At 63.9% G+C, this 6,597-nt stretch carries 7 protein-coding genes and 1 pseudogene; 2 read left to right on the forward strand and 6 right to left on the reverse strand.

Annotation, left to right across the window (positions count from 1 at the left end; all coding sequences use genetic code 11):
- Positions 1-7 precede the first annotated feature (7 nt).
- From KY084_RS12825 to KY084_RS12845, 5 genes and pseudogenes are all read right to left on the reverse strand, one after another.
- A pseudogene (locus KY084_RS12825) lies at positions 8-2,327 on the reverse strand (xanthine dehydrogenase family protein molybdopterin-binding subunit).
- A complete protein-coding gene (locus KY084_RS12830; RefSeq protein WP_219238865.1) occupies positions 2,324-3,313 on the reverse strand; it encodes an FAD binding domain-containing protein in 990 nt (329 codons plus the stop codon). The pseudogene KY084_RS12825 and the gene KY084_RS12830 overlap by 4 nt, the downstream one beginning before the upstream one ends.
- On the reverse strand, positions 3,310-3,819 hold the full coding sequence (locus KY084_RS12835; protein ID WP_219238866.1) for a (2Fe-2S)-binding protein: 510 nt from the start codon (positions 3,817-3,819) through the stop codon (positions 3,310-3,312). Before KY084_RS12835 ends, KY084_RS12830 begins: the two co-directional genes overlap by 4 nt.
- A 72-nt stretch (positions 3,820-3,891) precedes the next feature.
- Positions 3,892-4,329, reverse strand: a complete 438-nt coding sequence (locus KY084_RS12840) for a MarR family winged helix-turn-helix transcriptional regulator (protein WP_219238867.1) — start codon at positions 4,327-4,329, stop codon at positions 3,892-3,894.
- A 185-nt stretch (positions 4,330-4,514) separates the two neighbouring features.
- Positions 4,515-5,180, reverse strand: a complete 666-nt coding sequence (locus KY084_RS12845) for an O-methyltransferase (RefSeq protein ID WP_219238868.1) — start codon at positions 5,178-5,180, stop codon at positions 4,515-4,517.
- A gap of 97 nt (positions 5,181-5,277) precedes the next feature.
- Between KY084_RS12845 and KY084_RS12850 the strand changes: the two genes are divergently transcribed.
- Entirely contained in the window at positions 5,278-5,928 is a 651-nt protein-coding gene (locus KY084_RS12850) for a TetR/AcrR family transcriptional regulator (RefSeq protein ID WP_219238869.1), read from the forward strand.
- 18 nt (positions 5,929-5,946) lie between these two features.
- On the opposite strand, the gene KY084_RS12855 is transcribed toward KY084_RS12850, so the two are convergent.
- Positions 5,947-6,399 (reverse strand): MarR family winged helix-turn-helix transcriptional regulator, encoded by a 453-nt coding sequence (locus KY084_RS12855; protein ID WP_219238870.1) that lies wholly within the window; start codon positions 6,397-6,399, stop codon positions 5,947-5,949.
- A 67-nt stretch (positions 6,400-6,466) separates the two neighbouring features.
- Between KY084_RS12855 and KY084_RS12860 the strand changes: the two genes are divergently transcribed.
- Positions 6,467-6,597 (forward strand): FAD-dependent oxidoreductase (locus KY084_RS12860; RefSeq protein WP_246587118.1); only part of this gene is annotated, 131 nt, incomplete at its 3' end.

The raw sequence follows: 6,597 nt of genomic DNA on the forward strand, positions 1-6,597 counted from the left end.
GTGTCAGCTAGCCAAAATTCAGCTTGTCGAGCGTGATCGGCAGGTCGCGGACGCGGATGCCGGTGGCGTTGAAAACGGCATTGACGACCGCCGCGGCAACGCCGGTGGTGCCGATTTCACCGATACCGCGCGCGCCCATCGGCGTTCGCGGATCGGGGATGTCGGTCCACATCACATCGATGTCGGGCACGTCGAGATGGACCGGCACGTGGTATTCGGCGAGCGAAGTGCTCATGATCCGACCGCTGCGCTCGTCAAGCAGCGTCTCTTCGGTCAGCGCCATGCCCAGTCCCATGATCATGCCGCCCTTGAACTGGCTAGTGGCGGTCCGGGCATTGAGGATTCGGCCGCAATCAAAGGCGCCAACCAACCGGTCGACGCGGATCTCGCCGGTCACGTCGCTTACCCCGCACCTCGCAGAAGATCGCGGAGGTGCTGTGCATCGAGAATTTGAGCATTTCGAGCGGTGCCGCGCTCTCGCCCGTGACGCGCACTTCCTCGCGCGCCGCACGCTTGAGAATCGAGGCGAAGCTTTCGTGCCGCGAGGGATCCTCGATTTTGCGCAGTCCGCCTTCGGCAAATTCCACCTCGGCCGGCTTGAGACCAGCCAGCGGGGTGTCGTTGCCGGCGAGGCGCAGCAATTCGGATGCGAGCTTTGCGCTTGCCGCACTGATCGCCGCGCCGAGAGAGGCGGTTTGTGAGGAACCGCCGGCAAAGCTGGCGAAGGGCAGGGTCGAATCGCCGATCGTCACCGATACGCTGTCGAGCGGCAGGCCGAGGCGGTCGGCGGCGTGCTGGCGCTGCACCGTTGCCGTTCCCATGCCCATTTCGTGCGCCGCGCTGGCGACATGCGCGTGCCCGCTGGAATCGAGCGTGATCCGAGCGGAGGTTCCGGGCATGCGCGTGAAGGGGAACGTACCGCTCGCGCAGCCCATGCCGATCAGCCATTCGCCATCGGATCGGGTTCGCGGCGCGCCTGAGCGCCGGTCCCAGCCAATGCGCTGCGCACCCATGTCGTACGCGGCCATCATGTCGCTCTGCGAATGCGGCGCGCCGCTAACGGGGTCGGAGGTCGCGACATTGCGGCGACGCAGTTCGACCGGGTCCATCTTCAGCGCATGCGCCAGTTCGTCCATCGCGCACTCGATGGCGAAAGTGCCCGGCGTTTCGCCGGGGCCGCGCATGAAGGAATTGGCCAGCAGGTCGAGATCGACATAGTGTTGAACGATGTCGAAGCTTTCAGATGCATAGAGCGACCGGCCGGTCAGGCTGAACCCTTCGTCACAATTGCTATAAAGCGGCTTCGTGGCGTAACCGTGGTGCAGCAGTGCCTTGAGCTTGCCATCGGCGTCGGCGCCCAGCGCCACGCGCTGCTCGGTCTGCGTCCTGCCGCCGACCAGGCGGTGCATGCTCGCGCGCGACAGCCTGATGCGCACCGGCCGGCCGGCCAATCTGGCCGCGGCGGCACCCAGGATCTGATGGTCCCACAGCCCCTTGGCGCCGAACCCGCCGCCGACGAAGGGCGAACTGACGAAGACGTCTGTCTCCTTGATCCCGAACACCTTGGCCAGCGAGCCGGCCGTTGCGTTGATCATCTGCGTCGCGTCATGCACGATCAGCTTCTCGCCTTGCCAGGCGATCGTCGCAGCATGCGGTTCGATCGGATTGTGACTTTCCCACGGCGTGGCGTAGGTGGCATCGATCGAGACGGCGGCTTCGGCCAGCTTCTTGCCGGGATTGCCTTTTTCCAGCCGGTTGCGCTCGATCAGGATCGAGTCCGGCGTGCGGGCATCCGCCTTTCCTTCCTCGAACCGGGTGCGGGACGAAGCGGCGTCATAGCGCACGCGAACCAACGTTGCCGCATGATCGGCCTGCTCGCGGGTTTCGGCCAGGATGACCGCCACGACCTGGCCGTTCCAGCGAATTTCCGCATCCTGCATCACCGGCAGCGTGTGGTTGCCGGCGGCCTTCAGATTTGTGAGGCCGATCGCGGGTGGAATCTTCAGTCTGGGGGCGTTGCGGTGCGTCATCACCAGCGCCACGCCGGGCGCGGCTTCTGCCGCTGCAACGTCCAGCGCGGCGATCTTCCCACGGGCGATCGTGGAATGGACGAAGGCGGCATGGAGCAGATTGTCCATCGGCACTTCGGCGGCGAAGCGGGCTGCGCCGCGCACCTTTTCGGGGCCGTCGACACGTGGCTGTTGGGTGCCCAGCGCCACTCGCTTTTCCGACAGCTGATCGGGCGAGGCGCCGGGGAGCCACGCCGCGGGAACATGCCCGAGCACGGTCCGAATTCCGCCGACCAAGGCGTTTTGCAGCTTGCTCATGCGTGGTCTCCCGCCAGCGATTGGAGGACGGCGACGATGGTGCGCTGGGCAAGGCCGACCTTGAATGCATTGCCTTCCAGGGGCTGGGCGGCGGCCAGCTCTTCCTCTGCCGCGGCCTGAAAGCTTGCGTGCGTCGCCGGCAAGCCGCGTAGGGCGGCTTCGGCGCGCTTGGCGCGCCACGGCTTCGCAGCGACGCCGCCAAGCGCGATGCGCGCCTCGGCAACCGCGCCATCCACCACGTCCAATCCACCCGCCACCGAGATCAGCGCGAAGGCATAGCTCGATCGGTCGCGGACCTTGCGATATTCGGAATTCGTCGCGGCCGCAGTGGCCGATGGCAGCTCTATGGCCGTGATCAGTTCACCCGGCCGCAGCACGGTCTCGATCTCCGGCTGTGTGCCGGGAAGCCGATGGATATCGGCCAGTGGCACGGTGCGCTCACCATCGGGCGCAGCAAGGTGTACGACCGCGTCGAGTGCGACCAGCGCGACGCACATGTCCGATGGATGCGTCGCCACGCAGTCCTCCGATGCGCCGAGAATGGCGTGATAACGGTTGAATCCGCCGATCGCATCGCAACCGCTGCCCGGCCGGCGCTTGTTACACTGCGCGCCATCGGCATCGTAGAAATAGACGCAGCGGGTGCGCTGCAGAATGTTGCCGCCCACCGTCGCCATATTGCGGATTTGCGCCGAGGCGCCGGCCAGCAGGGCGCGCGACAGCATGGGATAGCGGCTGCGGACCAGCGGATGCGCGGCCAGCGCACTGTTCTTCACCGACGCGTCGACGCGCAAGCCGCCAGTATCGGTTTCACGGATTGAGCCGGGGAATCGGCTGACGTCGACCAGTTCCGAGGCGCTTTCGACATTCTGGCGTAGCAGATCGACGAGGTTGGTCCCTCCGCCCAAAAAGCGGGCATCACCGGCTGCGCCAAGCGCCAGCGCTTCCGCGCGATCGGACGCGTTGCGATAGGAAAACGGGGTCATGCGGCTTCTCCCGCCAGCATTTCTTCGATCGCCTCAACGATCCCGTTATGCGCACCGCAGCGGCACAGATTGCCGCTCATGCGCTCGCGGATTTCCGCGCGCGTTGGGCCGTCGGGCCCATGCGACAGGTCGGCGGTGACGTGGCTGGGGTCGCCGCGCCCCAATTCCTGCGCCATGGCGATGGCGGAGCAGATCTGGCCGGGCGTACAATAGCCGCACTGGAAGCCGTCATGGTCGATAAAGGCCTGTTGCAGCGGGTGGAGACCTCCGTCGTGCCCCGCCAGACCCTCGACCGTGACTACTTTGCGCCCCTCCGCCTGCACGGCAAGTGTCAGGCAGGACAAGACGCGTTCTCCGTCCAGCAGGACCGTGCAGGCACCGCACGCGCCCTGGTTGCAGCCCAGTTTGGTGCCGGTCAGGCCCTCCCGCTCGCGCAACAGGTCGAGAAGTGAGACGCGGGGATCGTCAGGCAGGGGATGGTCGGCACCGTTGATCGATATGGGCATAAACACCTCCGTGCTGAGGCCGGCGCTCAAAATCCGTGCCGACTATGCCGACAGAATAGTACGAATTTCGTATTATTCAACTTTCGTATCGGCGATCTTCTCCGTAAGTCGGATAAGCTGCGTTTGTTCCCTGCTATTGAGCGCCCGCAGCATCGCCTCGCAGGCGTTGCGATAGCCAGCCTTATGATCGTCGACTGCCTGCAGGCCCTTGAGGGTCGCGGTCAGTGCCACGGACCGGCGGTTTTCCTCCGGCCGCCGTCGCTCGATCAGGCCCTTGCGTACGAGCCGCTCGATCGCCGACGACATCGTGGTTGGGGCGACGTCGAGATAGCTGGCAATTTCGCCGGCGTTGCAGCCCGCATTTTCGCTGATGAAGACGAGCGTTTGCGCATCGAGCGCGTTCAGCGCGTTCTCGGCCGCCGCTGCTGCCTCAGCCACCTTGAAGCGCCGCGTGAAGCGTTCGAATGCCAGCGAGAGCTGGTCGATCTGTTCCTGGGTCGGTTTCGCCATGGCCAGAACAAAGCATGTGTTCGCGCGTCAAACCAGCGTGATGATGGCTGTTCTGACCCTTTTCAGGCCAGCGACCTGGCGTCGGAGATGATTTCCGTGGCTGGGCCGTCGCTGGTCGAACGATTAAATCTTGACGCACGTGTGCCCGGCTCCGTTGGCGGAGCCGGGCCGCTGACACCCCGAGGTCAGCCGAGACGGATCGATAGCTCCACGTCGTCGGTGAAAGGCATCGACATATAGCCATTTGCGACATCGCCGACGCGCTCCAGATATTCCGGGCAATAGTCGGCATTGTCCGCAATCAGGATTGCGCCCGGCCGCAGGCGATCCTCTACCCGGTCAAGAATATCCGAATAGAGGGCCTTCGCGCCATCGAGGAGCAGGAGGTCGATTGTTTCAGGAAGGTCGACCGCCAGGGTTTTTAGCGCATCGCCTTCGCGGAATTCGACCAGGTCGACCAGCTTGGCCTCGGCTAGGTTGGCCTTGGCTCTGGCGATTTTGGCTGGTTCGAACTCGCTGGTGATCAGTTGCCCACCGCCGTTGTCACGCAGAGCAGCAGCGAGATAGATCGTGGACAGGCCGAAAGATGTACCGAATTCGACGACCGCGCGTGCATTGGTGGCTCGTGCAAGCATGTAGAGCAGGCCGCCCACTTCGGGCGACACCGCCAGCGCGTAATCCTTCAGCTTGGCATAGAAATCGCGATATTCGGTCTTGCTGCGCATCATCAACTGATGCCCGTCGCCAGTGGTGCCGGCAAAGACCGGGCTTCGCGTCGGCGGGTTGGCGTCAGCCTCGGCAAACAGTCGCGTGAGAAGAGGCGCCACAGGGGCGCTTGAAAGCGTCGTCATCCGGGTTCTCCGATAGACAGGCGAGGGACTTGCCTGTCGTCCCGGAAAATACGACTGGTTCGTCAGGTTTGACTATTCGCATTGGCAGGACGCCCGTATGACCGCCGCTCGAAACACGCGCGTTTCCTCGCGAAAGCAGCCAAAACAAGCGCGTTCCAACCTGCTCGTCGAGGCGGTGCTCGAGGCTGCTGTTCAGGTTTTGACGAAGGAAGGCGCGCAGCGATTCACCACCGCACGAGTCGCGGAGCGCGCTGGCGTCAGCGTGGGCTCCCTCTACCAGTATTTTCCCAACAAGGCGGCGATCCTGTTCCGCCTGCAGAGCGACGAGTGGCAACGCACTTCGACGCTATTGCGGAGCATCCTGGAGGATGCGACCACGCTGCCGATCGCCCGGTTACGCCGGTTGGTCCATGCCTTCATTCGGTCGGAATGCGAGGAGGCCGCGATCCGCACTGCCCTCAGTGATGCGGCGCCACTCTATCGCGACGCGCCCGAGGCGATCGAAGCGAAGAGGGACAATGCCGAGATTTTCCGGGCATTTCTGGGCGAGGCGCTGCCGGGCGCATCCGAAGACGCGCGTATGCTTGCTGGCAATCTGATCAAGATGACGCTGAGCGAGGTCGGCAGCAGTTTTTCGGAAACGCCAAGGACCAAACAGGAAATTGCTGCCTGGTCGGCGGCGCTGGCTGATATGCTCTGCGCCTATCTCGAACGGCTGAACACTCAAGCGCCGTCGGCACTCGGATAGACTGTTCAAAGCAGGCATTTATCGCATGAGGTCGTCGGCGAAGCGACGAAGAAGCCTCCGCAAGTCGTCGAGTTCGGCATCGGTCCACGAAACCAGGATGCGATTGGCCAATCGTTCGCGCGCCGCATCGAGCGCTGTAACCATTTTCTGTCCCTTCGCGCTAACGGTCGCCTCGCGAACGCGCTTGTCGGTGGCCGAGGCGCGGCGTTCGATCAGCCCGAGTTCCTCCAGCTTCGTCATCTGGCGGCTGATCGTCGTGTGGTCGCGCCCCGTTCGATCCGCAACCTCGACCACGCCGACCGGGCCGTAGCGGGCAACGCTTGCGAGCAGAGGAAACAGCGCGCGGTCGAGCGGAATGCCGGCTTCGGCCACCAGCCGCTCATCACGGCTCGGCCGGTTTATCTCCTCGACCAGATCGATGATGGCGGCGTGCAATCCTCGCAGGATTTCGGAATCGTGTGTATTATTCACCTTTCTTCTTGCCCCACTCATTTATGCTCAATATGTGCATATTACACATTGATTCGCGGAGCTGCCAATGTCTTTCGATTTTGACATCCTGATAAGCGGCGCCGGTGCCGCCGGTCTTGCGCTGGCGATCGACCTTGCCCGGCGCGGCGTGCCGTTCCTGCTCCTCGAGCAGAACGACCAGCCGTTCGGCGGTTCGCG

The sequence above is a fragment of the Stakelama flava genome (genome assembly GCF_019351405.1).
GTDB lineage: Bacteria > Pseudomonadota > Alphaproteobacteria > Sphingomonadales > Sphingomonadaceae > Sphingomonas > Sphingomonas flava_A.

What these genes read in the sequence shown, in the direction of transcription:
- KY084_RS12840 (WP_219238867.1), bottom strand. Translation starts at nt 4,329, where the DNA reads ATGGCGAAACCGACCCAGGAACAGATCGACCAGCTCTCGCTGGCATTC.
- KY084_RS12850 (WP_219238869.1), top strand. Translation starts at nt 5,278, where the DNA reads ATGACCGCCGCTCGAAACACGCGCGTTTCCTCGCGAAAGCAGCCAAAA.
- KY084_RS12845 (WP_219238868.1), bottom strand. Translation starts at nt 5,180, where the DNA reads ATGACGACGCTTTCAAGCGCCCCTGTGGCGCCTCTTCTCACGCGACTG.
- KY084_RS12830 (WP_219238865.1), bottom strand. Translation starts at nt 3,313, where the DNA reads ATGACCCCGTTTTCCTATCGCAACGCGTCCGATCGCGCGGAAGCGCTG.
- KY084_RS12835 (WP_219238866.1), bottom strand. Translation starts at nt 3,819, where the DNA reads ATGCCCATATCGATCAACGGTGCCGACCATCCCCTGCCTGACGATCCC.